The organism is Arthrobacter sp. LjRoot78 (genome assembly GCF_964254335.1).
Classification (GTDB): domain Bacteria; phylum Actinomycetota; class Actinomycetes; order Actinomycetales; family Micrococcaceae; genus Arthrobacter.
This window is the reverse complement of the sequence record NZ_CAXUTG020000001.1, coordinates 872,559-895,506: the sequence shown is the minus strand read 5'-3', so window position 1 is coordinate 895,506 and position 22,948 is coordinate 872,559. Positions and strand designations below refer to the sequence as shown.

Here is a 22,948-nt window from a genome sequence, read left to right as displayed (position 1 = left end):
CTGTGTGCCTAGAGATTCAGCCGAGCAGCTTGCGCTGGCGGTTCTTGTGGTCGGTGTAGGTCTTGAAGGCCTGTTGCGTGGAGTCGAGGTCGGAGACCTGGGAGACGGGAACGTCCCACCACGACTCGGAACTCGGGGCATCCAGCAGGGGGTCGGATTCGACGTGGATCAGGATAGGTCCGCCGCGCTCCGGTGCCGCCTTCGCATCGCGGATGGCCTGCTCGAGTTCGGCGATGACCTTCTCCCCCGGTTCGATCCGGATCACCTTCACGCCGAGGCTTTCGGCGTTCAGGGCGAGGTCCACCGGGAGGGTTTCGCCTTCGTCGAAGCTGTGCTGTTCCTCGTTCAGGGCGCGGTACTGGGTGCCGAAGCGCTGGGAACCGAGGGATTCGGAGAGGGATCCGATGGAGGCGTAGCCGTGGTTCTGGATCAGGACCACGATCAGCTTGATGCGCTCGGCGACGGCGGTGACCAGTTCGGTGTGCATCATCAGGTAGGAACCGTCCCCCACCATGACGACGACGTCGCGCTGGGCACCGCCCGCGGCGGCTTCGGCCAGCGCTGCGCGCTTGACGCCGAGCCCGCCGGGAATTTCGTAGCCCATGCAGGAGTAGGCGTATTCGACGTGGTAGCCGAAGGCGTCCCGGACGCGCCACATCTTGTGCAGGTCACCGGGCAGGGAACCGGCGGCGCAAATGACGACGTCCTGGGCGTCCATGGCCCGGCTGGTGGCCCCGATGATTTCGTTCTGGGCCGGCAGCGGCGTGAACCGGGTGTCGAACGCTTCGTCAACGGTGGCGTCCCAGCGCTTCTTCTCGGCAGCGACCTGCTGTTCCAGGTCGGCGCCGACGCGGTAGCCGCCCAGCGCCTGGTTCAGCTTGATCAGGGCCTTGCGGGCGTCGGCCACGATCGGCAGCGTGGTGCCGTGCTTGTAGGCATCGATGGCAGCCACGTTGATGTTGATGAACTTCACGTCCGGGTTCTGGAACGCGGTCCGGGACGCGGTGGTGAAGTCCTCGTAGCGGGTGCCGATCCCGATGATCAGGTCTGCCTCCGCAGCGATGGCGTTTGCCGCCGTTGTGCCGGTGGAGCCGATGGCTCCGAGGGAGAACCGGTGGTCCCATGGCAGGACGCCGACGCCGGCCTGGGTGTTCCCCACCGGAATCCCGGTGAGTTCCGCGAACTTCGCGAGTTCGTCGTTGGCGAAGGCGTAGAGGACGCCACCGCCGGCGATGATCAGCGGGCGCTTTGCGGCCCGGATCGCTTCGGCGGCGCGGCGGATGTCCTCGTCGTCGGCGTCGGGGCGGCGGATGCGCCACTCCCGTTCGGCCAGGAATTCCTCGGGCACGTCGAAGGCTTCGGCCTGGACGTCCTGTGGCAACGAGATGGTGACGGCGCCGGTTTCGGCCGGATCCGTCAGGACGCGGAGGCCGTGGTGGAACGCGGAGAACAGCTGTTCGGGCCGGTTGACGCGGTCGAAGAACTTGGACAGCGGCCGGAAGGCGTCGTTGACCGTGATGTCGTAGGCGTAGGGCTGCTCGAGCTGCTGCAGCACCGGGTCCGCGGCGCGGGTGGCGAAGGTGTCGCTGGGCAGCAGCAGCACCGGCAGGCGGTTGGTGGTGGCCAGTGCCGCGCCCGTCAGCAGGTTGGAGGAGCCGGGGCCGATCGACGTGCTGATGGCGAACGTCTGGCGGCGGCGGGTGTGGCGGGCGTAGCCCACGGCCTGGTGGGACTGCGCCTGCTCGTTGCGGCCCTGGTAGTACGGCATGATCGTCGGGTCGGCGGCCTGGTACTGCTTGAGGGCCTGGCCGACGCCGGCAACGTTGCCGTGGCCAAAGATGCCGAACGTTCCGGGGATCAGGCGTTCCCGGTAGTCCAGCCCGCCGACGGAATCAACGGTGTACTGCTTGGAAAGGTACTCCACCACGGCCTGGGCCACGGTCATTCGACGGGTTCCGGCTGCGTTGCCAGTTCTGATCCCCATGGGAATTACTCCGATACTTCTGCGGTGTGGGCTGATGCGGTGTGGTGAAGGAGGGAGGCTGCGGTGGCCACGGCGCCGGCAACATCACCGTCCTGCGGGTACAGGAGGGTCCGGCCGACGGTGAGGCCCTGCACGCCGGGGAGTGCCAGGGCGGCTTCCCACGTGGCGAAGACTTCGTCCTGGGTGCCCTCCGGGTCGCCGCCCAGCAGCACGGTGGGCATGGTGGTGGCGGCCATCACGCGCTCCATCTCGGCCACCACGGGGAGTTTCATCCAGGTGTACGCGCTGGTGGAGCCGAGGCCTTCGGCGATGGCGATGGACTTGATGACGGCGTTGGTGGAGAGGTCGTTGCGGACCTTGCCGTTTTCGCGGACGGACAGGAAGGGCTCCACCATGGCGATCAGCTTGCGTTCGGCGAGGGAGTCGATGGCCTTGGCCGTCGCCTCCAGCAGGGCCACCGTGTCGGGGTCGCCGAGGCAGATGCGGGTGAGCATCTTGCCGCCGTCGGCCCCCAGGGCCTCCAGTGCAGCGGCGGTGTGGCCGGTGAAGCGGTCATCGAACTCATTGACCAGGCCGGACAGTCCGCCGCGGTTCATCGAACCGAAAATCAGTTTGCCGTCGAGCGCACCGAGCAGCAGCAGGTCGTCCATGATGTCCGGGGAGGCGAGCACGCCGTCCACATCCGGGTTGGCCAGCGCGATCTGCAACCGGTCCAGCAACTGGCGGCGGTCCGCCATGGCCACCGGATCATTGCCGACGGCGAGGGCGCCGCGGGCCGGGTGGTCGGCTGCGACGATGAAGTTCTGCCGGCCGTACTTCAGGCCGGGGTGCCGGCGCCGGGCCTTGGCGGCGCGGGCAACAGCGTCCGGGTCCTCCAAGCGGATGGTGCTCAGGTGCGCGTAGCGGCGGGGATCGTCGTCCAGGGCATTGTTCGAGGCGATGGGTGTGAGAGTCACAGTGCTGCTCCTTCAGTGGCGAACTGACCGGGAACCAGGCGGCCGCGCTCGGCCAGCAGCGAGGTGACCTCGCCCGGCGTCGGCATGGCGTCGGCGCAGGACAGGCGGGAGGCGACGATCGCGCCAGCGGCGTTCGCGTAGTCGAGGACCTCGGCAAGGCTCCAGCCGGACAGCAGCCCGTGGCAGAACGCTCCGCCGAACGAGTCACCGGCACCAAGGCCGTTGACGGTCTCCACCGGAACGGGGGCGGACACCACACGCTCGGTGCGGGTCTTGGCCATCACGCCTTCGGGGCCGAGCTTGACGACGGCGATTTCGACGCCTGCGGCCAGGAGGCGGTCTGCCTGCTCGTCCGGGGTTCCCTCACCCACAGCCACGGCGCACTCCTTGTCGTTGCCGATCGCCACCGTGACATGCGGCAGGATCCTGGCAACCTGTGCCCGGGCTTCCTCTTCCGACGCCCAGAACATGGGGCGGTAGTCCAGGTCGAGGACGGTGTACTGACCTTCCTTGAGGCCGGCCTGAGGGCGGGCCTCGTGGGCCTTGATGTGCGCTTCACGGCTGGGCTCCTGGCACAGTCCGGTCACGGTGGACCAGAAGATCCGTGCGTCCCGGATGGCGTCCAGATCCAACTCTTCGGCCTTGATCTGCAGGTCCGGTGCCGTGGGGAAGCGCCCGTAGAAGTAAAGAGGGAAGTCTTCCGGCGGCTTGATTGCGCAGAACGTCACTGCGGTAGGCCATTCCTTCACCGGTGTAACGAAAGTGTCGTCCACGTTGAACTTGCGCAGTTCACGGTGCAGGTACTTACCGAAGGCGTCGTCGCCGGTGTGGGTGATCACTCCGGTTCGGCGGCCGTGCCGGGCGGCTGCCACAGCCACGTTGGAAGGCGATCCACCGAGGTACTTTCCGAAGGACGTGACATCCTCCAGATCAACCCCGATGTCGTTCGGGTAGATATCAACGCTGATGCGCCCGATCGTGAGCAGTTCGTGGGTCACGGTAATCGCGGACCTTTCTGGTTTGAACTCTGTACCTCTGAACAGATAGAGCTCCGGTTCCTGGCGGACCCCCGTGAGCGGGGCCACAACCACTACTTTGCCCTAGAATTATTGTCCTGTCAAAGGTTTGTACTGACATATTTACAACTTGGCATAGCGCACCGAAATGGCAGCCTTAGGGCCACGCATCGCAGGCTCAGGGCGGGGCTTATTTCCGCGGAACGGCCAGCTCGCCGGTGACATACTGGGCCCGCCCGAAGCCGAACGACCAGTCGCCGGCAGTGTTCTCCACGTACCCGATGAACACATCCTCACCGGCCACTCCCAACTCCGCCAACCTCCCGGCGATGGCTGCAAAGAGGGACTGCTTCGCCCCCTGGCTCCGGCCGCCCTGGGTAAAGATCTGGATCATCACCACATCCGGCGTGCGCTCAAAGCCGAGTCCGGCATCCTGGGCGAAGATCTGACCGCGGGAGTGTTCGGTGAGGACGTGGAAATAGTCGCGCTCCGGAATCCCGTACTCGGCCAGGATCGCATCATGGATCCCCCGACTGAGGCGGCGCAGATCCTCGGGGCTGCGCCCCTGGTTCACATCAATTCGTACCAGCGGCACATTAGCTCCTTCATTAGTTTGTCCTGACATACTAACAAAGTACATCCACGAAGAACAAGACCTGCTGGAAATGACCTCTTGCCGGCGATCCCTCTTCGGGTATAGCCTTAAACAACCAGGAGGTTGATAAAGCAGTTGATTGATTACGTATTCGCTGTTTTGACACCGGGCAACGGGGCGGGGTGATTGGCAGGCCATGGACACCGGCGACGACGAACTGCTCGATGCAGCCTTCCTGGCCCTTGCCGACCCGGTCCGACGCCGCATCATCTCCCGGCTCAGCCGGGGCCCGGCCACCGTAAACGAACTGGCGGAACCCTTCGCGATCACCAAGCAGGCGGTCTCGAAGCACATCCAGGTCCTCGAGCAGGCACAGCTGGTCACGCGCACGCGTGAGGCCCAGCGCCGGCCCGTCCACCTGAACCCCGCACGGCTGGAGGCGCTCACCGCATGGATCGACCAGTACCGGCTGGTCCGCGAGGGGCAGTTCCGCAGCCTTGACGCCGTGCTTCAAGCAAATGCCGCCCCACGCGGCACTCAGGCAAAGGATTCGTGATGAGCAATTCCCTGAAACTCACTGTTCCGGAGGGGCAGCCTTTCATCGAGTACGAGCGGGAGTTCGATTTCCCGGTGGCTGACGTCTTCCGTGCCCACAAGGAGCCCGAGCTGATCGCGCAGTGGCTTGGCCCCCGCGGCCTCCGGATGGACATCGACCACTACGATTTCCGGACCGGCGGAAGCTACCGCTACACGCACACCGCCCCCGACGGTCAAAGCTACGGCTTCAACGGCATCTTCCACACTGTCCGCGAGAACGAGTTCGCCGTCCAAACCTTCGAGTTCGACGGTTACCCGGACGTGGTCAGCATCGAGTACCTCACCTTCGAGGACCTGGGCGGCGGCCGGTGCCGTCTGACAGGCCACTCCGTCTACCCCAGCCAGGAGGCCCGCGACGGTATGGCGCAGTCCGGCATGGAGGGCGGCATGAAGGAGGGCTACGAGCGGCTCGACGAGCTCCTCAGCGGCGCCGACGCGGGCGGCGGCGCCGAGGGCACCTCCACCATGGGCACCTCCGCCACGGGCACCTCCGCCACGGGCCAGACGGAGGCCGGAAAGGTGACGGCATGAGCAACGCACTGAAGCTCGTGGCCCCGGAGAATGTGCCGTTTGTGGACTCTGAGCGGGAGTTTGATTACCCGGCGGCAGCCGTCTTCCGCGCCCACTCCGATGCGGAGGCCTTCCGGCAATGGATCGGACCGCGGGAACTGAGCACGAGGATCGACGTTTTCGACTGCCGGCCGGGCGGAACGTACCGCTTCGTGCAGGAGGGGCGGGACGGCCGCCAGCACGCCTTCCGGGGCGTCTTCCACACGGTCCGCGAGAACGCCTTCGTGCTGCAGACCTTCGAGTACGAAGGCTACCCGGACACCGTCACGCTGGAATTCTCAACATTCCAGGACCTGCCGGGGGGACGCTCCAGGCTCACCGGCCGGTCCGTCTACCCCAGCGTCGAGGCCCGGGAGAAGTTCCTCACCGACGGCATGGAGTCCGGCATCGCCGCCGGCTACGACCAACTGGACGAACTGCTCGGCAAATAGCGCGAACGGACACTTGGGGCCGTCCGTTCGGGGGGCCCAACTGTCCGTTCGCGCTGCCCCGGATCTGGGCGCTGGAACTGCCGGTTAAAGCACGACGGCGTCCGGTTGCCTTCCTGGGGAAGGCGGCCGGACGCCGTCGTACTCTAAAACGTTTCTGCGTGGAGGGGCGTGACCTAGAGGGTCGCGAAGACCTCGCGCAGGAGCTTGGCGGTCTCGGACGGCGTCTTGCCGACCTTGACGCCGGCAGCCTCGAGGGCTTCCTTCTTGGCCTGTGCGGTGCCCGCGGAACCGGAGACGATGGCGCCTGCGTGGCCCATTGTCTTGCCTTCCGGAGCGGTGAAGCCTGCCACGTAGCCAACAACGGGCTTGGTGACGTGAGCCTTGATGTAGTCAGCGGCACGCTCTTCGGCGTCGCCGCCGATCTCGCCGATCATGACGATCGCCTTGGTCTCGGGGTCGGCTTCGAAGGCTTCCAGTGCATCGATGTGCGTGGTGCCGATGACGGGGTCGCCGCCGATGCCGATGGCGGTGGAGAAGCCCAGGTCGCGCAGTTCGTACATCATCTGGTAGGTCAAGGTACCGGACTTGGAGACCAGGCCGATGGGGCCCTTGCCCGTGATGTTTGCCGGGGTGATGCCCACGAGGGCCTCGCCCGGGGTGATGATGCCGGGGCAGTTCGGTCCGATGATGCGGGTGACCTGCTTGCCGTTGGCATCAACCGTGGACTGAGCCAGTGCCCAGAACTCGGCGGAGTCCTGGACCGGCACGCCTTCGGTGATGACAACAACCAGGCCGATGCCGGCCTCGATGGCTTCAACGACAGCGTCCTTGGTGAATGCCGGGGGGACGAAGACGATGGAGACGTCGGCGCCGGTCTCGGCCATGGCTTCCTTGACGGTGCCGAAAACGGTGATTTCGTTATCGCCATGCAGGACCGTGGTGCCGGCCTTGCGGGCGTTGACGCCGCCAACAACGTTGGTGCCGGCCTTGAGCATCAGGGCGGTGTGCTTGGTGCCTTCGCCGCCGGTGATGCCCTGGACGATGACCTTGGAGTCCTTGTTCAGATAGATAGACATGGTGCGTCCCTTTACTTAGCTGCGTTGGCGAGCTCGGCGGCCTTGTCGGCGCCCTCGTCCATGGTGGCGGCCAGGGTAACCAGCGGGTGGTTGGCCTCGGCCAGGATGCGGCGGCCTTCCTCGACGTTGTTTCCGTCGAGGCGGACGACCAGCGGCTTGTTCGCGGAGTGGCCCAGCTCGGCCAGTGCTCCGACGATGCCCTTGGCCACGGCGTCACAGGCGGTGATTCCGCCGAAGACGTTCACGAACACGGACTTGACCTGCTCATCGCCCAGGATGACGTCCAGGCCGGCTGCCATGACCTCGGCGGAGGCTCCGCCGCCGATGTCCAGGAAGTTGGCCGGCTTGACGTTGCCGTGGTTTTCACCGGCGTAGGCAACGACGTCCAGGGTGGACATAACCAGACCGGCGCCGTTGCCGATGATGCCGACTTCGCCGTCCAGCTTGACGTAGTTCAGGTCCTGCGCCTTGGCCTTGGCCTCGAGCGGGTCAGCAGCGTCCTTGTCTTCCAGGAGTGCGTGCTTGGCGTGCCGGAAATCGGCGTTCTCGTCCAGGGTCACCTTGCCGTCAAGGGCAACGATGTCGCCGGCGCCGGTCTTGACCAGCGGGTTGACCTCCACCAGGGTGGCGTCTTCCTTCTTGAAAACGTCCCAGAGCTTCAGGATGACGTCGGCGACTTTGCCGCGCAGTTCCTCAGCGAAGCCGGCAGCGGCAACGATTTCGTCGGCCTTGGCCTGGTCGATGCCCACTGCGGGATCGATGGCGACCTTGGCCAGGGCGTCGGGGCGTTCGACGGCGAGCTGTTCGATTTCCATGCCGCCTTCAACCGAGCACATGGCCAGGTAGTTGCGGTTGGCCCGGTCCAGAAGGACGGAGAAGTAGTATTCTTCGGCGATGTCCGCGCCCTGGGCAATCATGACCTTGTTGACCGTGTGGCCCTTGATGTCCATGCCCAGGATGTTGGTGGAGTGCTCCAGCGCCTCATCGGCGGTCTTTGCGACCTTAACGCCGCCGGCCTTGCCGCGGCCACCGACCTTAACCTGTGCCTTGACGACAGTTACGCCGCCGATCTTCTCGGCAGCTGCCTTTGCTTCTTCAGGGGTGTGCGCCACGATGCCAGCAAGCACGGGTACACCGTGCGCCTCGAACATATCGCGCGCCTGATATTCAAACAGGTCCACGGTTTAGTGTCCTTCTACGTCGAAGTAGTTTCTGTACAGCCGGACCCCACGTAATCGTGGTTACCGGGCTGCGGAATAAACGCACCCTGCGACAGGTTAGGAAACGAGCCACACGGCGCAATGCTCCTCTCGGAACTCTAGTCCTTTCTTCGGACCGGCCCGTTCCAGAGTACCCGTTATGTGAGTAAGGACACTATTCTATGGAGCGTAGAAAAACCCCTAGATTACGGGGATTTTGGCGCCCCTGACGGCGTTACGGTGGGGTCCGCACCCTCTCCGGAAACTAGTTCGTAATGGTCCCGCGAAATGAAGAAAGCAACGCCCGCAGACACGTTTCCGCAGGCCACGCCGTCGTTGTAGGCCGAGCAGCGCAGGCCGTTCCGCTCAAGGTTCTGTCCGTCCGCCAGGACGGGCAGCTGGGAGATGGGGCCGGCTTTGGTGCCCTTGGGCCCGAATTCCGCCTCCATCCGGGTCACGCCGGAGCGGCATTCCCCGTAGGTCGCTTTGTCCGGGGTGAGCAGCGCGGCGCCGCCGAGGTAGCCCAGGCCGGTGCCGGCACAGTCGTCCGTCACGTCGGCGGCCTCGGGTTTGGGGTACGCGGCGAGTTCACAGTGGGCCACCGGGACGATTGCCAGCTTGTTGTTGGCGGCGTCGCCATAGGCGTTCTGCTCGTACGGCAGGTTGATGTGCTCGCCGCGTTGCGAAGTCAGCGAGCAGACGGCGCTGTGATCGGCAGTGACGAAACTCAGCACACCTTCGCCCGCGGAGAACGGGGCGGCGTCCGCCACCGGGGCCTGCTTGAGCTGTTCCAGCGCGGGAAGCGGCGGCGGCGGGACGTAGTCCGGGTCCTCCCGGGTGATGGTGCACGAAGTGCAGGCCAGCAGGATGAGGGCGGCCAGGATCCCCGGTACAGTCCGTCGCATGGGCTCCATTATGCCGTCACCGGCTAGGAGCCGGCGGCAGCGGACCCCGGCCAGAAACTGCTGGTTCATCCCCGCGCGACAAAGGCACGGCGCTACGGACCAGGCACTTTGTAGCGTGCGGGCGGTGTAGATTCGGCTCGAACGGGCAAGTTCGACGCGGCAGAACCGGCGCAGAACAGAAACGAGCGATATCTTGAACCAGCATTTTCATTTCTTGGAATCTATGGACCCCATCAGGGCAACCTGGGAGTCGCCGGACGAGATTGTTGCCGAAACGTACTCGCACGTGTTCGTCGAGACCTTGATGAGCCTTGCGTTTGGCCGCAGCATCGTCGTTCACCAGTCGGCCGCACTGGATTCCTATGCGTTCCAGCAAGTGCTCCTAGATTTTAAGCGGGCACATGATCAGGTGGCCGGGTCCCGGCCCGGATTTAGCGGCAGGGGGCCCGCTCCGGTGATGATTCATCTCTTCAATGCCGACTCCTTCACCGAATCTGTGGCCAAAATTTTGAGCAGTATGGCGCCGGCCACCGACACCGATCGACCCGTTTCCGCTCAGGCAATGCCATTTGAAAGCTCCATGTACGCCGATCTCAGCGGCGACATGCGGCTCCACTCAATAGCACAAGAAATCCGTTCCGGTTCGGTCAGCGGTTTCATGAATCTCATCGGATCTGAGCGAGCCAGTCTCTTCGAAGGCGTGTGGGATTGGTTCGGCTCCGTCCGCAGAAATGGCCCTGACAGGCTGGAGAAGGTCATCCGGGCGCTGCCGGCTCCTTACGTCAGCATTCCGGAGATGCTCGCGCCGATCCTCGATCCGGGTTCGGATTTATTCCGACGACCGGAGGGCGACGCATACACCTCCAACCCGACTTCTAAGACTCTCATCCCGGCACTGCGCCAACTCGACAAGCTGGCTACGGGCAAGGAGGCATTTGCTCATCGGAGTAGGCTCTATGGCTCTTGGCCATGGGATGAAGGGGGCAACACGGCGGAGGACATAGTCGGCCTGGAGTCTCTCACCCTTGTTCGTGAGGTCATAAATACTATGTACAACAGGGTGATCGTCAACTCCATCGGCATAGCCTCGGCGTCCTATTCAACTGCCATGGGCGACCCAAGAGATGTGAGCAGCGAATTTACGGCTCAACAGCTGGCCCTTGAGGCCTACGGCTACGCCACCCGGGACCGCCGCGGGGGAGCTCAGCGCCAAGGCGGCAACACATTGAGCCCCACCCAGGTTCGTATCAGCGGTGCGGAGGAAGGCCCGCGGGCTTCGGTCATGGAGCTCTTCGAAGGAAATAGGGCCACCGAGGCGTTCCGGGCAGTCCTCGAGATTCGTGAGGATCAACGGTGGAAATCCGGCATCGAGCTGATAGACGCGGCTCGGCATAAGGGAGACCAGGCAGCCATCGATGATGCCGTAGACAGCCATGTCGACTTAGTCGCGCGTGCCCTCTCCGGGAAGTGCGTCCTGGACAAAACCAGCGGCGGTACCATTCGGCTGGCCGTTCAAAGCGTGGGAGCGGCAGCCGTGTCGGAAGCTGCGCAGGTTCTGACAGGGACTTTCAACATGTGGCTCCCGGTTGCCGCGGCCGCATTCGCTGCGGCCGCTCCGCGAATTCAGGAGGGTTTTTCTCAGCACGGAAAATACAAGAAGGCCCGGGCAGCGCTCGGTGACATGGTCGGAACGCCTAGGTCTGAGCGATGAGCCACGAAATTACGAAGGTGACCGAGCGGCTAGTTTATGAGAACGGATTCGTGAGGTTGTATGACGATGACGTCCGGTTTCCGAACGGTGCACCTGGTCGCTATCTCCGGCTGGAAGCCGCTCTTCCAGGAAACGCCGTCGTGTTGTTGCCCATGCACGGGACCAAGATCGGACTAGTCCGTACTTTTCGGTACGCCTTGGGCAAGCTGGTTTGGGAACTGCCGCGCGGCCTTTCACACGGCACAGATTTAGGTGAAACGGCGGAGAACGAACTCAGGGAAGAACTCGGCATCGATGTGGCCGACTTCAAGATCCTTGGATTCATCACACCGGATTCCGGTCTCCAGAGCGCTCGAGTGGCCGTGATGTCGGCGAGGGTTGCCGATATGGGCCGTGGCCCGGACGACTCGGTGGAAGTGGAACGGGTCCAGTGGGTCGAGACAGCACAACTTGAAGACATGATACGTAGCGGCGAGGTCGAGGACAGCTTCACAATCGCGGCGTACGCGCTTTCCCGCCTGCTCGAGTCACCCCGGACACACGAAAACTCCATGCCGCCGGAGCCAGAGTCGCAGCAGCCTCACACCAGCCTTCATTGACTTTCCGTGGGGTAGGTGATTTCCGGCGCCAGGAGCGTTGCCTGCGTTGCGCCGCTAGGCGTCCAGTTTGGTCAGCGGCGCGTACCTTAGCAATAGCCGCTTTTCGCCAACGCTGAACTTCACCTTCGCGACCGTCTTGTCGCCGGCGCCTTCAACGGCCAGGACCGTGCCGTTGCCGAAACTTGTGTGGTTGACCTTGTCCCCCACGCTAACGGCCACCACTTCCTTTTGCGGCTGCACGCGGTTCTTCGCGACGGCGGCGGGCACGTCGGCGTTGAAGCCGGCGGAAGGGCTCGCAGCGTTGCCTCGGGCTGTGCCGGCGCCCCAGAACGAGCCGCTGTACCGGCTGGACCCGATGGCTGCGCCGCTCCCCCAGCCGCCGACCTGGCGGCTGGTGCCTTCGCGCCGCCATTCCACCAGTTCTGCCGGGATCTCCTCGATGAACTGGCTGGCCGGGTTGTACTGGCTCTGGCCCCACATGCTGCGGACCTCCGAGCGGGTGACGTACAGTCGCTTCCGCGCACGGGTCAGGCCCACGTAGGCAAGCCGGCGCTCTTCCGCGAGTTCCTTGGGATCCGTGGCGGACCGCTGGTGCGGGAAGAGGCCGTGCTCCATGCCGGTCAGGAACACCACCGGGAACTCAAGTCCCTTCGCCGTGTGGAGGGTCATGAGCGTGACAACGCCCAGCCGTTTGGCTTCCGCGACGGCGGCATCAATATCCGCGCCGGGGGCGTCCGGGATCTGGTCCGCGTCCGCAACGAGCGAGACCTGCTCCAGGAAGGCGCCCAGGGATCCTTCGGGGTTTTCCTGTTCGTATTCGCGCACGACGGCGACGAGTTCGGCGAGGTTCTCCACGCGCGACTCGTCCTGGGGATCCGTGCTGGACCGCAGGCCGGCAAGGTAGCCGGTCTGCTCCAGGACGGCTTCCAGGGCTGCCGCCGCGCCGGAGCCGGTGGCCACCTCCGCGAGGTCGTCCAGCAGTTTCACGAAGCCCAGCACGGCGTTGACCGAGCGCGTTGCCATCCCGGGCGCGTGGTCGGCGCGGCGGGCGGCGGCCATGAACGACGTGCGTTCGCGTTCGGCAAGGGCCGCCACCGCACCCTCGGCGCGGTCGCCGATGCCGCGCTTGGGCTCGTTGAGCACCCGCCGGAGGTTGACGTCGTCGTCGGGGTTGACCAGGACGCGCAGATACGCGAGGGCGTCCTTGATTTCCTTGCGCTCGTAGAAGCGCGTGCCGCCCACCACCTTGTACGGCAGCCCGACGCGCACCAGCACATCTTCAATCGAGCGCGACTGGGCGTTGGTGCGGTAGAAGATGGCGACGTCCCCGGGACGGAGGTTGTCCTCGTCCTGCAGCCGGTCGATTTCCTTGGCGATGAACTGGGCTTCGTCGTGTTCGTTTTCGCCCACGTAGCCGATGATCTTGTGGCCTTCGCCCTCGGCGGTCCAGAGCCGCTTCTCCGGCCGGTTGGGGTTGCGGGAAATCACCGAGTTGGCGGCGGACAGGATGTTCTGGGTGGAGCGGTAGTTCTGTTCCAGCTTGATGGTGCGGGCGTTCGGGTAGTCCTTTTCGAACTCCACAATGTTGCGGATATCGGCGCCGCGGAAGGCGTAGATGGACTGATCCGAGTCGCCCACCACGGTCAGCTCGGACGCCCCGGGTCCCTCGCCCACAATTTCGCGGACCAGCGCGTACTGGGCGTGGTTGGTGTCCTGGTATTCGTCCACCAGGACGTGACGGAAGCGCCGCCGGTAGGACTCGGCGAGCGCCGGGAAGGCGCGGAACATGTAGACGGTCTCGGCAATGAGGTCGTCAAAGTCCATGGCGTTGGCCTGGCGCAACCGCTGGGTGTAGCCCTTGAAGACGTCGGCCACGGCTGATTCGAAGGGATCGTTGTGGTTCGCAGACAAGGCGTAGGAGTCGGCGTCGATGAGTTCGTTCTTGAGCGCCGAGATCTTGTGCTGGATGGCCTTGGGCGCGAATTTCTTGGGATCGAGGTCCAGGCTCTTGGACACCTGCGTAACAAGGCGGAGGGAGTCCGCGGAGTCATAGATGGAGAAGTTGGACTTCAGCCCGACGTTCGCGGCCTCCTGCCGGAGGATGCGCACGCAGGACGAGTGGAACGTGGAGATCCACATGATCTTGGCCTTGCCGCCGACCAGCGCCTGGATTCGCTCCCGCATTTCCGCGGCCGCCTTGTTGGTGAAGGTGATGGCCAGGATCTCACCGTGATGCGCCTGCCGGGTGGCGATGAGGTACGCGATCCGGTTGCTGAGAACCCGGGTCTTGCCGGATCCGGCTCCGGCCACGATGAGCAGTGCGGTGCCGGAATGCTTGACCGCTTCCTCCTGCTGGGGGTTGAGGCCCTGCAGGAGTTCATCCGCCCCGGGCAGGCGCGGGTGCGCCCGTTCCCGGTCGGATTCCTGCCCGCCGTTCCCATAGAGTGCCGGCTCTTCCCCGCCCCCGGGGCGCGACTTGGTGAGCGCTGCCGCTCGCGGGGCAGCCTTGAACGGTCCGTCAGCGTAGGGGTCAAACAACATATCCATGGTGCTATAAGTCTAGGCGGTGGGGCCGACACTATCTTCCGGGCCGGCCGGCGTGCTCACTCCACCGAGCCGGCCTCGAGGGCGGAACGGAGCTGCCGGACCGCCGTCGTTCCGCCTGCCATGAACCATTCCAGCCCGTTCACACGGACTGTCTCGGCGGCGCCGCCGGCGGCGATCACGATTGCCTGGCCGGGGAGCCAGTCCCATTCGGGGCAGCTGTGCTGGAACCAGCAGTCCAGTTCGCCGTCGGCCACCCGGCCCAGGTCGCACGACCCCGAGCCGAACATCCGCAGCGCCGCTGCCGCGGTGGCCGCGGCGTGCCAGGGCATGGCGCACAGCGGGTCCGCGAGCCAGGACGGGTGGATGTAGGTTGCGGCACCCTGCTCGGCCAGCGGCCTCTGGGTCCTGGCCCCGCCGTCTTCCTGGAAGGACGTGAGCCGTTCACCGTTCAGGGTCGCGGGCCGGGTGGTTCCGCCCAGCCACAGCTTGTCCTCTTCGGGCTGGAAAATGGCACCAAGCACCGTGCCGGCGGGGTCCTTGAGGGCGAGCGCGGAGCACCAGTACGTGGAGCCGTGCAGGAAGTTGTAGGTACCGTCCACGGGGTCGATCACCCAGGTCCGTCCGCTGCTGCCCTTGACGGAGGCCCCTTCCTCCCCCAGGATGCCGTCGTCCGGCCGGCAGCGGCGCAGCTGTTCGAGGACGTAGGCTTCGGCGGCGTGGTCGGCGGCGGTGACAACATCGGAAACCGACGTTTTTTGCTGCCCTTCCAGGCCGCCCTGGCGCATCATGAGGGCCAGCATCCCGGCTTCCCTGACCAGGGCTTCGGCCAGCTGGTAGTCGTCCAGGCCCGCGTTCAGTTCAGCCGCGCTGTGCCTGCCAAGTTTGTGTCTTCCTAGTTCCGTCACGCGTCCCAGCCTATCCGGGGCCACCCGCAAGGGACAGGAACTGGGGAGGAACAGCAACAGGAACAGAACCGGCGATAATGAACGCATGGCCAAGACACCAGCACAGCGGATCAAGAAACACGGCGCCAAGGCGTCCGTTCCCCAGCATCATCTGCCGCCGGTGATCAACCCGACCACCCGGCGGACCCCGGAGAAGGCGCAGAGCAACAGCAGCCTGATCCTCATCGCGGGCGTGGTGGCCAGCCTCTTCCTGTTCTGGTACCTGCACTTGCTGACCCTGAACCAGCTCACCCAGCTCTCCGGCGGCCTGCCCATGCCCGATTCCCTGATCGGCGGCTTTGACCAGGGCTTCGTGGACCAGCTGAGGGCGGCCATGAACGAGGACGCCCGCGGCCAGCTCAACTACCTCCACAAGACGGCGGGCACGCTGTTTCCGCTGATCTTCGCGTTCACCTGGCTGCTGCTGATCGGGACCAACGTGGCGCGCAAACCCCTTCGCTGGGCGCTCTGGGCGCTCCCCCTGCTGTTCGCGGCCGTCCGGTTGTGGGGAAACGCTGCCATTGATTCGATGATGTCCGCGTCAACGCTCGACGCCGGACAGGTAGCGCTCGCATCCGTGCTCACCGTTTCCGGCTGGGTACTGCTCGTGCTGAGCCTGCTGGCCGGCGGGGCCGCGGTGTTTATCGGCCGGAAGCCGCGGAAGTAGGTCCCGCGGCCGCGGCACGCGCAGCTTTCCGCGCCGTCAGTTCCTGCCGCACCCGCTGGGCTATCACCAGCCCCGCCGTGGCCAGGCCGATCGTCACCGGGTAGCCCATGAAGCGCTCCAGCGTGCCCGGCTCGGGCACGGCCATGCCGGTGGCGCAGCCGATCACCAGCGCGCCGAAGGAAACAGCCCCGCAGGCGAGGATTAACCAGCCCAGGGGTGACTGCCTCAGCCACAGCACCCCCAACAGCAGCAGTGCCAGCGCGCCTCCGATGAAATACATCAGGGCACCGGTCAGATGCACGGCAAACCAGCCTGCGTCCTCGGGCACCAGGCCCACAATGATTGTCCCGGTTCCGGCGGTGAAGGTCAGGACCTTGGCAGCGAGGGCGGTGAGCCAGGGAACGCGGTGGCCCGGGCCGAAAGCGAGCCGGACACCGGGACGGGCCGCCACGCACAGGAGCGCGGAACTGAGGAGCAGTGCCCCCGCCAGCATGCCCAGCCCCTGCACCACGAACGAGGCATTCATCAGCGCGTGCAAGGGCGAGCAGACGTCCCGGTCTTCGTAGATCCCGCAATGCGTGGCCCCAAGGTCACTGATGTAGCCGATCCGCCGGTCGTAGGGTTCCGGCCCGGCCCACGCCGCGATCACGGCCGACTCCGCCACGAAGTATTGCAGCACGCTCAGCTTGGCCCACGCCCCGAAATACTCCCGGGCGGAGGCGATGTCCGGGAGGAACCCGGCCCGGTAGGACGTTGCTGGTGTTGCTGCAGTCATGCCAAGAGCGTAGTACGGGCCCGCACCTTGTATGCTTGTATCCGTGCCCGAACAGGACGGCCTGTGCCAACCGCTTCGGACGCCCGCCCTCGTAGCTCAGTGGATAGAGCACGGCTCTCCTAAAGCCGGTGTCGTTGGTTCGATTCCAATCGAGGGCACTTGAACTTCCACCTGCGCGCGTACCTGCTGGGCCGCTGGTCCGTGGAGCGCACCCTGTGGGACCGCAGTTCCGGCACCCGCGGTACCTTCACCGGCGTCGCCCGGTTTTCCCCCACCGACGACGACGGCGGCCTTGACTTCCACGAAGAAGGCACCGTTCGCTGGCCTACTCCGGACGGCGGTGCGTTCACGGGTCCGGCAAGCCGGAACTACATCCTGCAGCCTGCGGATTCCCCCGACGCGATGGACATGACGTTCCCCGACGGACGGCCGTTCCACCGCATGAGCTTCCAGGAAGCGGCCAGCCAGGACAACCATTGGTGTGATCCGGACACCTACCGCGTGACGTACGCCCTCCGCGGACCCGACGAATTCAGCTATTCCTGGGATGTCCAGGGGCCGCGGAAGGACCTGCTCCTGGAATCGGTCCTGCGGCGGCTCGGGCCGGGCACGGATGGGCTAGGGTCGTAGCCGTGAAAGACCGCATTGTTGTGTCCGCCGTTTGCGTCTACGACCGCACCGGCCGCCTGCTGACCGTCCGCAAGCGCGGCACGGACAAGTTCATGCACCCGGGCGGCAAGCCCGAACCCGGCGAAACGGCAGCCCAGGCCGCCTCCCGTGAACTGCTGGAAGAAGTGGGCATCGCGGTGGCGCCGGAAGATCTCCAGCTCATGGGAGTGTGGCTGGCCGATGCCGCCAACGAGGCCGCCACGGACATCGAGGCCACGGTTTTCACCGCCCCCGGAACCTGGCACGCCCACCCGTCCGCGGAGATAGCCGAAATCCGCTGGCTGGACCTGGCCGGCGAGCTGCCGGCCGACCTTGCACCCCTGTTGACGGACCACATCCTGCCTGCCCTCGCCGCCGGCCGCAGGTAGTTTCCAGCGCTAGAACTCCGGCACAGCCTCTTCCACCACGGCGCTCGCTTCGGCAAACTGCGTGCGGTACAGCTCCGCGTACCGGCCTTCCGCCGCGAGCAGTTCGCTGTGGGTACCGCGCTCCACGATGGTGCCGTCCTCCACCACCAGGATCATGTCGGCCGCGCGGATGGTGGACAACCGGTGCGCGATGACGACGGCGGTGCGGCCCTCGAGGGCGGCGCCCAGGGCCTCCTGGACCGCGGCTTCGTTGGTGGAATCCAGGGCCGCAGTGGCCTCGTCCAGGATCACGACGCGCGGCTGGGCAATGAGCAGGCGGGCTATGGTGAGGCGCTGGCGTTCGCCACCGGAGAGCCGGTAGCCGCGCTCCCCCACCACCGTGTCCAGGCCGTCCGGGAGCGACCGGATCATGTCCTCGAGCCGGGCCTGGCGCAGCACGTCCCACATGAGCTCGTCGCTGGCCTCCGGCCGTGCAAGGCGCAGGTTGGACGCGATGCTCTCGTGGAACAGGTGCCCGTCCTGCGTCACCATGCCGAGCGTGTGCCGCATCGAATCGAAGGTGAGATCGCGGACGTCCACCCCGGTCCCCGGGGTGGTTCCGCCGAAGCGGACGGCGCCGGAATCGACGTCGTACAGGCGCGAGAGCAGCTGGGCGATGGTGGACTTTCCGGCGCCCGAGGAGCCCACGAGGGCGACCGTCTGGCCGGGTTCCACCCGGAAGCTGATGCCATGCAGCACCTCTTCGCCGCCGCGGGTGTCGAGCGTGGACACGTCCTCCAGCGAGGCGAGCGAGACCTTGTCTGCGGAGGGGTAGGAGAAGCGGACGTCGTCGAACTCCACGGACAGCGGCCCGGCGGGCGATGACACCGCATCGGGCTTCTGCTGGATGAGCGGCTTGAGGTCCAGGATCTCGAAGACCCGTTCAAAACTGACCAGGGCGCTCATGATCTCGACCCGGGCGTTGGAGAGGGCGGTGAGCGGCGCATAAAGGCGGGTGAGAAGCAGTGCCAGCACCACGACGTCGCCCGCGGCCAGCTGCCCCTGCAGCGCCAGGAAGCCGCCCAGCCCGTAGACCAGGGCAAGAGCCAGCGCCGAGACGAGCGTCAGGGCGGTCACGAACGTGAACTGCAGCATCGCCGTCCGTACGCCGATATCCCGGACGCGTCCCGCGCGGGCGGCGAATTCCCGGGACTCCTCATCCGGGCGGCCGAAGAGCTTCACCAGGGTGGCGCCGGGGGCAGAGAAGCGTTCCGTCATCTGGGTGCCCATGGAGGCGTTGTGCTCCGCGGCTTCCCGGCGCAGGTCGGCCAGCTTGGAGCCCATCCGGCGGGCGGGGATGAGGAAGATCGGCAGCAGGATCATGGCGAGCACGGTCACGAGCCAGGACTTGCCCAGCATCACCACGAGGGTCAGGGCGAGGGCCACCACGTTGCTCACGACGCCGGACAGGGTTCCGGCGAAGGCGGACTGCGCGCCAATCACGTCGTTGTTGAGGCGGCTGACCAGGGCGCCGGTCCTGGTGCGGGTGAAGAAGGCGATCGGCATTTTCTGCACGTGGTCGAACACCTTGGTGCGCAGGTCCACGATCACACCCTCACCGATGGTGGAGGACAGCCAGCGGGTGACCAGCCCCAGGCCGGCCTCGGCCACCGCCACCAGTGCGATGAGTACGGCCAGCCGGATCACGACGTCGGCACCCGCGCCGGCGATGATGGCATCCACCACCTGCCCGGCAAGGACAGGGGTGGCCACGGCAAGGACTGCCATGGCGATGGACAGTAGCACGAAGGCGATCAGCTTGCCCTTGTGCGGACGGGCGAAGCCGAACACCCGTTTCAGCGTTGCCTTCGAGAACGGCTTCGATCCGCTCGAGGCGCGTGTGATGTTGTAAAGGGAGCTCCACGCTACCCGGTCCATGCTCATCGTGACTGGCCTTTCGTGGCACGTTCATTGGCGCGGCCTGCGTCGCGGTGCGGCGATCCCGCGCCGGCAAGCTGTTCGGTCACCACACCGTCCTCGACGTTCCAGCGGACGTCCAGGCGCACGTTTTCCAGCAGCCGCCGGTCATGGGTCACCAGGAGCAGGGCGCCGTCGTAACTTTCCAACGCTTCTTCGAGCTGTTCGATCGCGGGCAGGTCCAGGTGGTTGGTGGGCTCGTCCAGGACCAGCAGGTTCACGCCGCGCGCCTGCAGGAGCGCCAGCGCCGCGCGGGTCCGCTCGCCCGGGGAAAGCGAGTCGACCGGGCGCGAGGTGTGATCCGCTTTGAGGCCGAATTTGGCGAGCAGAGTGCGGACTTCGGCCGGGGTCAGGTCCGCCAGGACAGCTTCGACGGCGTTACCCAGGTTGAGGTGCCCGGCCAGCAGGCCGCGGGCCTGGTCGATCTCGCCAATGGCCACCGAGGCGCCCATGGCGGCATTGCCGGAATCGGGCTCCCGGATTCCAAGCAGGAGCCGGAGAAGCGTCGACTTGCCGGCCCCGTTGGGGCCCGTGATGCCGATGCGTTCGCCGGCGTTGAGCTGCAGGTTCACCGGTCCCAGGGTGAAGTCGCCCTGGTGTACGACGGCGTCCCTCAAGGTGGCCACTACCGCGCTGGACCGCGGCGCCTGGCCAATGCTGAACTGCAGCTGCCACTCCTTGCGGGGTTCCTCCACCTCATCGAGCCGGGCAATACGGGACTCCATCTGGCGCACCTTCTGGGCCTGCTTCTCCGATGATTCGGTGGAGGCCGCACGGCGGATCTTGTCATTGTCAGGGCTTTTCTTCATGGCGTTGCGCACGCCTTGGGAGCTCCACTCGCGCTGGGTCCTGGCGCGGGAGACGAGATCCGCCTTCGTGGAAGCGAACTCTTCGTAGCGCTCGCGGGCATGGCGCCTCGCGACGGCGCGTTCCTCCAGGAACGCCTCGTAGCCGCCGTCGTAGACCGCCACGGAGTTCTGGGCCAGGTCCAGTTCGACGATGGTGGTGACACACCGTGCCAGGAATTCACGGTCGTGGGACACCAGGACCACACCGCCGCGGAGGCCCTGCACGAATGCTTCCAGCTTGGCCAGCCCATTGAGGTCCAGGTCGTTGGTGGGCTCATCGAGCAGGACCACGTCGAAGCGGCTCAGCAGCAGGGCGGCCAGCGCCACCCGTGCGGCCTGTCCGCCGGAAAGTCCGGTCATCAGGGCTTCCGACCCCACGTCCAGGCCAAGGTCGGCCAGGACCGGCGCAATCCGTTCGTCAAGGTCGGCCGCGCCGGAGGCCATCCAGCGGTCGAATGCCAGGGAGTAGGCGTCATCGGCGCCGGGGGCGCCGGACCCCAGGGCCTCGGCGGTGGATTCCATGTCCGCCGTTGCCTGGGCGCAGCCGGTTCGGCGTGCAACGTAGTCCGCCACGGTTTCCCCGTCCACGCGTTCGTGCTCCTGCGGCAGCCAGCCCACGAAGGCATCGGCCGGGGCCAGGCTCACCGAGCCCGCGAGGGGTTGGTCCACACCGGCCAGCAGCCGCAGCAGGGTGGATTTGCCGGCACCGTTCGCTCCAACGACGCCCACGACGTCGCCGGGCGCCACTGTGAGGGAAAGTTTTGAGAAGAGTGTGCGGTGGTCGTGACCGCCCGAAAGGTCTTTGGCAACTAGGGTTGCAGTCATTAGTCCATCCTCTCACTGCGGCCCAAAACGGCCTGAAATCCCGCCGGGCATGGAGGAACCCGCTGGTCCGGACTTGGGGGGTGTACGGACCAACGGGTTCGACCATCTAGCATAGTTCATATACCCCCCGCCGTAAAATCGACCGACGAATCCAGCCCGCCCCACCCCGCAGGAAGCCATCCATGCCACTCCCCGCCAAGGCGTTCCAACGCTGGCTTCACGGAATTGCACCCCAGGCGAGCACTGCCGATATCTGCAGGATTTCCGGGGTCAAGCGGACCACGTTGGCGCAGCAGCTGGTCCGCGGAAAGGTGGCGGAAAGCACGGTTGTCAGCATCAGCCGGGCCTTCAACATCAACCCCGTGGCGGCACTGGCCACCTTTGAAAACTACGGTGAGCTCGGTGGAAGCCCGCTGCTTCCCACCGCTGCGGAGCTGGTCAGCCAGATCGCCACCATGGATTTGCTGAAGGCAGTCATTGCCCGCTCCGCCGAGGCGTCGCGTGCGGGCGACGCGGACCAGCCACAGCCGGCTCCGCCGCTGACTCCCGTTCCACATGCGACATCGGTGAAGAACTGGGTGGACGCAATCGACGACGGCGAGCTGCGGCACCGGGTGTCGGCGGCCACGGGAATCGCCCCGCAAAACTACTCCGCGCAGCTGACCGCCAACCGGCTGACGCCCGAACTGGCCATCGCCACGGCCAAGGCGGCCGGCACCGGCCTGACCGGCGGCCTGGTAGCCAGCGGCATGATTACCGAGGCGGAGGCCGGGTGGCCGCGTGGCGCGCGGCAGGCTGCTCTGGACGCTTTGTCCGATGGCGAGCTCGCCGCCCTGGCAGGTGACCGGCTGCAGTCGCTGGGGAAGACCCTCAAGCGCCAGGAACAAGACCACGAACAAACCAAGACGATCTGGGAGAACCTCGGATGATCGAGATCCTGCAATGGTCCACGCTGGCAATTTGCTGTGCCGCCGCGGTGGCCCGAATTCCAAGTGCCGTCAGGGGTGAGAACAGGTCGCTCTTCTATATTTTCGTACTGGCCACCCTGGCGATCCTCCTGAGCATTGATGGCCCGTACATCGCCATCGACCGGCTGCTCGGCGGCACCAACTTTGCCAACCTCATTCTCCGGTTCGTCATCTTCGGAGTCATCCTCCTGGTCGGGTACCGCATCGCCAAGGCGTTCGGTGCCCCGGCGAGTATCCGTCTAATTCTGGGCCCTGTCGGACTAAGTATCCTTGCCGTGATTGCCGCGGCTACCATTGTTCTCTTCCTTCTGGCTGACACGGCCGGCAGTGTCACAGGGCTCACCACGCTGCCGTCGAGAAGCCCCCAGAACGCACAATTGATCAGGCTCTACGCTGGTGCGGGCCGACTGTACCCTGCCTATATTGCAGCGTGCTTGCTGCCTGCCACTTACGCTGCAATATCGTCAAGGCTGCCCGGGGGCGTCCGCATAGGCGCAGGGCTGCTGACGCTCGGCTTCGCAGCGTTGGTTCTTGGCACTTTCTACCCGCTCCTCCCTGTCGGGTTGGGGCATTTGGAAGCGGTGGTGAACTACACAGGCGCGATCGCTTTCATCATGGGGCTGATAGCGATTTGGATCTGCCGGGTACGGACTCAAGCAGTAGCGCGCAAGTCATCTACTGCAAAGTAGACTTAGTGCTTTCACAAAATCATTAGAACGTGAGAGAATCATGAAAGTGTGAA

21 protein-coding genes, 1 tRNA gene and 1 pseudogene are annotated in these 22,948 nt (G+C 65.5%); 11 read left to right on the top strand and 12 right to left on the bottom strand.

The window, feature by feature from the left end; all coding sequences use genetic code 11:
• Positions 1 to 16 precede the first annotated feature (16 nt).
• From iolD to ACSQ1X_RS04245, 4 genes are all read right to left on the bottom strand, one after another.
• Complete coding sequence (gene iolD / locus ACSQ1X_RS04260) at positions 17 to 1,945, bottom strand: 3D-(3,5/4)-trihydroxycyclohexane-1,2-dione acylhydrolase (decyclizing) (RefSeq protein WP_436059256.1); 1,929 nt, start codon at positions 1,943 to 1,945, stop codon at positions 17 to 19.
• A 44-nt stretch (positions 1,946 to 1,989) separates the two neighbouring features.
• The gene (locus ACSQ1X_RS04255; RefSeq protein WP_055797682.1) at positions 1,990 to 2,940 is read right to left on the bottom strand and encodes a Cgl0159 family (beta/alpha)8-fold protein; all 951 of its coding nucleotides are present in this window, start codon (positions 2,938 to 2,940) and stop codon (positions 1,990 to 1,992) included.
• A complete protein-coding gene (iolC, locus tag ACSQ1X_RS04250) occupies positions 2,937 to 3,938 on the bottom strand; it encodes a 5-dehydro-2-deoxygluconokinase (RefSeq protein ID WP_436056759.1) in 1,002 nt (333 codons plus the stop codon). Before iolC ends, ACSQ1X_RS04255 begins: the two co-directional genes overlap by 4 nt.
• A 208-nt stretch (positions 3,939 to 4,146) precedes the next feature.
• The gene (locus ACSQ1X_RS04245; protein WP_436056758.1) at positions 4,147 to 4,551 is read right to left on the bottom strand and encodes a tautomerase family protein; all 405 of its coding nucleotides are present in this window, start codon (positions 4,549 to 4,551) and stop codon (positions 4,147 to 4,149) included.
• A gap of 196 nt (positions 4,552 to 4,747) precedes the next feature.
• On the opposite strand from ACSQ1X_RS04245, the gene ACSQ1X_RS04240 reads away from it, so the two are divergent.
• From ACSQ1X_RS04240 to ACSQ1X_RS04230, 3 genes and pseudogenes are all read left to right on the top strand, one after another.
• Positions 4,748 to 5,107, top strand: coding sequence for an ArsR/SmtB family transcription factor (locus ACSQ1X_RS04240; RefSeq protein WP_436056757.1), 360 nt, complete (start codon positions 4,748 to 4,750; stop codon positions 5,105 to 5,107).
• A pseudogene (locus tag ACSQ1X_RS04235) lies at positions 5,107 to 5,580 on the top strand (SRPBCC family protein); the annotation flags it as partial. The gene ACSQ1X_RS04240 and the pseudogene ACSQ1X_RS04235, both read left to right, overlap by 1 nt.
• Positions 5,581 to 5,675: 95 nt before the next feature.
• Positions 5,676 to 6,149: an SRPBCC family protein gene (locus tag ACSQ1X_RS04230; protein WP_436056756.1), complete on the top strand. Its 474-nt coding sequence runs from the start codon at positions 5,676 to 5,678 to the stop codon at positions 6,147 to 6,149.
• Between the two features lie 173 nt (positions 6,150 to 6,322).
• Here ACSQ1X_RS04230 and sucD read toward each other — a convergent pair whose 3' ends face one another.
• The 3 genes from sucD to ACSQ1X_RS04215 all read right to left on the bottom strand — a co-directional run bounded on the left by sucD (position 6,323) and on the right by ACSQ1X_RS04215 (position 9,338).
• A complete protein-coding gene (gene sucD / locus ACSQ1X_RS04225) occupies positions 6,323 to 7,225 on the bottom strand; it encodes a succinate--CoA ligase subunit alpha (protein WP_055797669.1) in 903 nt (300 codons plus the stop codon).
• An 11-nt stretch (positions 7,226 to 7,236) separates the two neighbouring features.
• Positions 7,237 to 8,406 carry an ADP-forming succinate--CoA ligase subunit beta gene (sucC, locus tag ACSQ1X_RS04220; protein ID WP_011690680.1) on the bottom strand — a complete coding sequence of 390 codons (1,170 nt, stop codon included), beginning with the start codon at positions 8,404 to 8,406 and terminating at the stop codon, positions 7,237 to 7,239.
• Positions 8,407 to 8,630: 224 nt separating this feature from the next.
• The gene (locus ACSQ1X_RS04215) at positions 8,631 to 9,338 is read right to left on the bottom strand and encodes a hypothetical protein (protein ID WP_436059255.1); all 708 of its coding nucleotides are present in this window, start codon (positions 9,336 to 9,338) and stop codon (positions 8,631 to 8,633) included.
• 184 nt (positions 9,339 to 9,522) lie between these two features.
• On the opposite strand from ACSQ1X_RS04215, the gene ACSQ1X_RS04210 reads away from it, so the two are divergent.
• Together ACSQ1X_RS04210 and ACSQ1X_RS04205 are read left to right on the top strand one after the other, a co-directional pair.
• Positions 9,523 to 11,040, top strand: a complete 1,518-nt coding sequence (locus ACSQ1X_RS04210) for a hypothetical protein (RefSeq protein WP_436056755.1) — start codon at positions 9,523 to 9,525, stop codon at positions 11,038 to 11,040.
• Positions 11,037 to 11,639: an NUDIX hydrolase gene (locus tag ACSQ1X_RS04205; protein ID WP_436056754.1), complete on the top strand. Its 603-nt coding sequence runs from the start codon at positions 11,037 to 11,039 to the stop codon at positions 11,637 to 11,639. The genes ACSQ1X_RS04210 and ACSQ1X_RS04205 overlap by 4 nt, the downstream gene beginning before the upstream one ends.
• A gap of 54 nt (positions 11,640 to 11,693) precedes the next feature.
• On the opposite strand, the gene pcrA is transcribed toward ACSQ1X_RS04205, so the two are convergent.
• Together pcrA and ACSQ1X_RS04195 are read right to left on the bottom strand one after the other, a co-directional pair.
• Positions 11,694 to 14,186 carry a DNA helicase PcrA gene (gene pcrA / locus ACSQ1X_RS04200; protein ID WP_436056753.1) on the bottom strand — a complete coding sequence of 831 codons (2,493 nt, stop codon included), beginning with the start codon at positions 14,184 to 14,186 and terminating at the stop codon, positions 11,694 to 11,696.
• Positions 14,187 to 14,242: 56 nt separating this feature from the next.
• Complete coding sequence (locus ACSQ1X_RS04195) at positions 14,243 to 15,091, bottom strand: inositol monophosphatase family protein (protein ID WP_055797656.1); 849 nt, start codon at positions 15,089 to 15,091, stop codon at positions 14,243 to 14,245.
• Between the two features lie 85 nt (positions 15,092 to 15,176).
• Between ACSQ1X_RS04195 and ACSQ1X_RS04190 the strand changes: the two genes are divergently transcribed.
• Positions 15,177 to 15,797: a hypothetical protein gene (locus ACSQ1X_RS04190; protein WP_436056752.1), complete on the top strand. Its 621-nt coding sequence runs from the start codon at positions 15,177 to 15,179 to the stop codon at positions 15,795 to 15,797.
• On the opposite strand, the gene ACSQ1X_RS04185 is transcribed toward ACSQ1X_RS04190, so the two are convergent.
• The gene (locus ACSQ1X_RS04185; protein ID WP_436056751.1) at positions 15,772 to 16,572 is read right to left on the bottom strand and encodes a DUF998 domain-containing protein; all 801 of its coding nucleotides are present in this window, start codon (positions 16,570 to 16,572) and stop codon (positions 15,772 to 15,774) included. The genes ACSQ1X_RS04190 and ACSQ1X_RS04185 overlap by 26 nt on opposite strands.
• Positions 16,573 to 16,657: 85 nt before the next feature.
• Between ACSQ1X_RS04185 and ACSQ1X_RS04180 the strand changes: the two genes are divergently transcribed.
• The 3 genes from ACSQ1X_RS04180 (at position 16,658) to ACSQ1X_RS04170 (ending at position 17,609) form a co-directional block, all read left to right on the top strand.
• A tRNA-Arg gene (locus ACSQ1X_RS04180) sits at positions 16,658 to 16,730 on the top strand.
• A 1-nt stretch (position 16,731) separates the two neighbouring features.
• Positions 16,732 to 17,202: a DUF6314 family protein gene (locus tag ACSQ1X_RS04175; protein ID WP_436056750.1), complete on the top strand. Its 471-nt coding sequence runs from the start codon at positions 16,732 to 16,734 to the stop codon at positions 17,200 to 17,202.
• 2 nt (positions 17,203 to 17,204) lie between these two features.
• Entirely contained in the window at positions 17,205 to 17,609 is a 405-nt protein-coding gene (locus ACSQ1X_RS04170) for an NUDIX hydrolase (RefSeq protein WP_436056749.1), read from the top strand.
• Between the two features lie 9 nt (positions 17,610 to 17,618).
• Here the strand turns inward: ACSQ1X_RS04170 and ACSQ1X_RS04165 are convergent, their stop codons facing one another.
• Complete coding sequence (locus ACSQ1X_RS04165; RefSeq protein ID WP_436056748.1) at positions 17,619 to 19,532, bottom strand: ABC transporter ATP-binding protein; 1,914 nt, start codon at positions 19,530 to 19,532, stop codon at positions 17,619 to 17,621.
• The gene (locus ACSQ1X_RS04160) at positions 19,529 to 21,238 is read right to left on the bottom strand and encodes an ABC-F family ATP-binding cassette domain-containing protein (protein WP_436056747.1); all 1,710 of its coding nucleotides are present in this window, start codon (positions 21,236 to 21,238) and stop codon (positions 19,529 to 19,531) included. Before ACSQ1X_RS04160 ends, ACSQ1X_RS04165 begins: the two co-directional genes overlap by 4 nt.
• 182 nt (positions 21,239 to 21,420) lie before the next feature.
• Here ACSQ1X_RS04160 and ACSQ1X_RS04155 point away from each other — a divergent pair, with 182 nt between their 5' ends.
• Together ACSQ1X_RS04155 and ACSQ1X_RS04150 are read left to right on the top strand one after the other, a co-directional pair.
• Positions 21,421 to 22,167 (top strand): hypothetical protein, encoded by a 747-nt coding sequence (locus tag ACSQ1X_RS04155; protein WP_436056746.1) that lies wholly within the window; start codon positions 21,421 to 21,423, stop codon positions 22,165 to 22,167.
• The gene (locus ACSQ1X_RS04150) at positions 22,164 to 22,895 is read left to right on the top strand and encodes a hypothetical protein (protein WP_436056745.1); all 732 of its coding nucleotides are present in this window, start codon (positions 22,164 to 22,166) and stop codon (positions 22,893 to 22,895) included. Before ACSQ1X_RS04155 ends, ACSQ1X_RS04150 begins: the two co-directional genes overlap by 4 nt.
• Positions 22,896 to 22,948 lie beyond the last annotated feature (53 nt).

Bases quoted from the DNA above. Each gene is read 5' to 3' on its own strand.
- iolD (WP_436059256.1), bottom strand. From the start codon at position 1,945: ATGACCGTGGCCCAGGCCGTGGTGGAGTACCTTTCCAAGCAGTACACC.
- ACSQ1X_RS04240 (WP_436056757.1), top strand. From the start codon at position 4,748: ATGGACACCGGCGACGACGAACTGCTCGATGCAGCCTTCCTGGCCCTT.
- ACSQ1X_RS04230 (WP_436056756.1), top strand. From the start codon at position 5,676: ATGAGCAACGCACTGAAGCTCGTGGCCCCGGAGAATGTGCCGTTTGTG.
- sucD (WP_055797669.1), bottom strand. From the start codon at position 7,225: ATGTCTATCTATCTGAACAAGGACTCCAAGGTCATCGTCCAGGGCATC.
- ACSQ1X_RS04215 (WP_436059255.1), bottom strand. From the start codon at position 9,338: ATGGAGCCCATGCGACGGACTGTACCGGGGATCCTGGCCGCCCTCATC.
- ACSQ1X_RS04205 (WP_436056754.1), top strand. From the start codon at position 11,037: ATGAGCCACGAAATTACGAAGGTGACCGAGCGGCTAGTTTATGAGAAC.
- pcrA (WP_436056753.1), bottom strand. From the start codon at position 14,186: ATGGATATGTTGTTTGACCCCTACGCTGACGGACCGTTCAAGGCTGCC.
- ACSQ1X_RS04190 (WP_436056752.1), top strand. From the start codon at position 15,177: ATGGCCAAGACACCAGCACAGCGGATCAAGAAACACGGCGCCAAGGCG.
- ACSQ1X_RS04185 (WP_436056751.1), bottom strand. From the start codon at position 16,572: ATGACTGCAGCAACACCAGCAACGTCCTACCGGGCCGGGTTCCTCCCG.
- ACSQ1X_RS04165 (WP_436056748.1), bottom strand. From the start codon at position 19,532: ATGAGCATGGACCGGGTAGCGTGGAGCTCCCTTTACAACATCACACGC.
- ACSQ1X_RS04160 (WP_436056747.1), bottom strand. From the start codon at position 21,238: ATGACTGCAACCCTAGTTGCCAAAGACCTTTCGGGCGGTCACGACCAC.
- ACSQ1X_RS04155 (WP_436056746.1), top strand. From the start codon at position 21,421: ATGCCACTCCCCGCCAAGGCGTTCCAACGCTGGCTTCACGGAATTGCA.
- ACSQ1X_RS04150 (WP_436056745.1), top strand. From the start codon at position 22,164: ATGATCGAGATCCTGCAATGGTCCACGCTGGCAATTTGCTGTGCCGCC.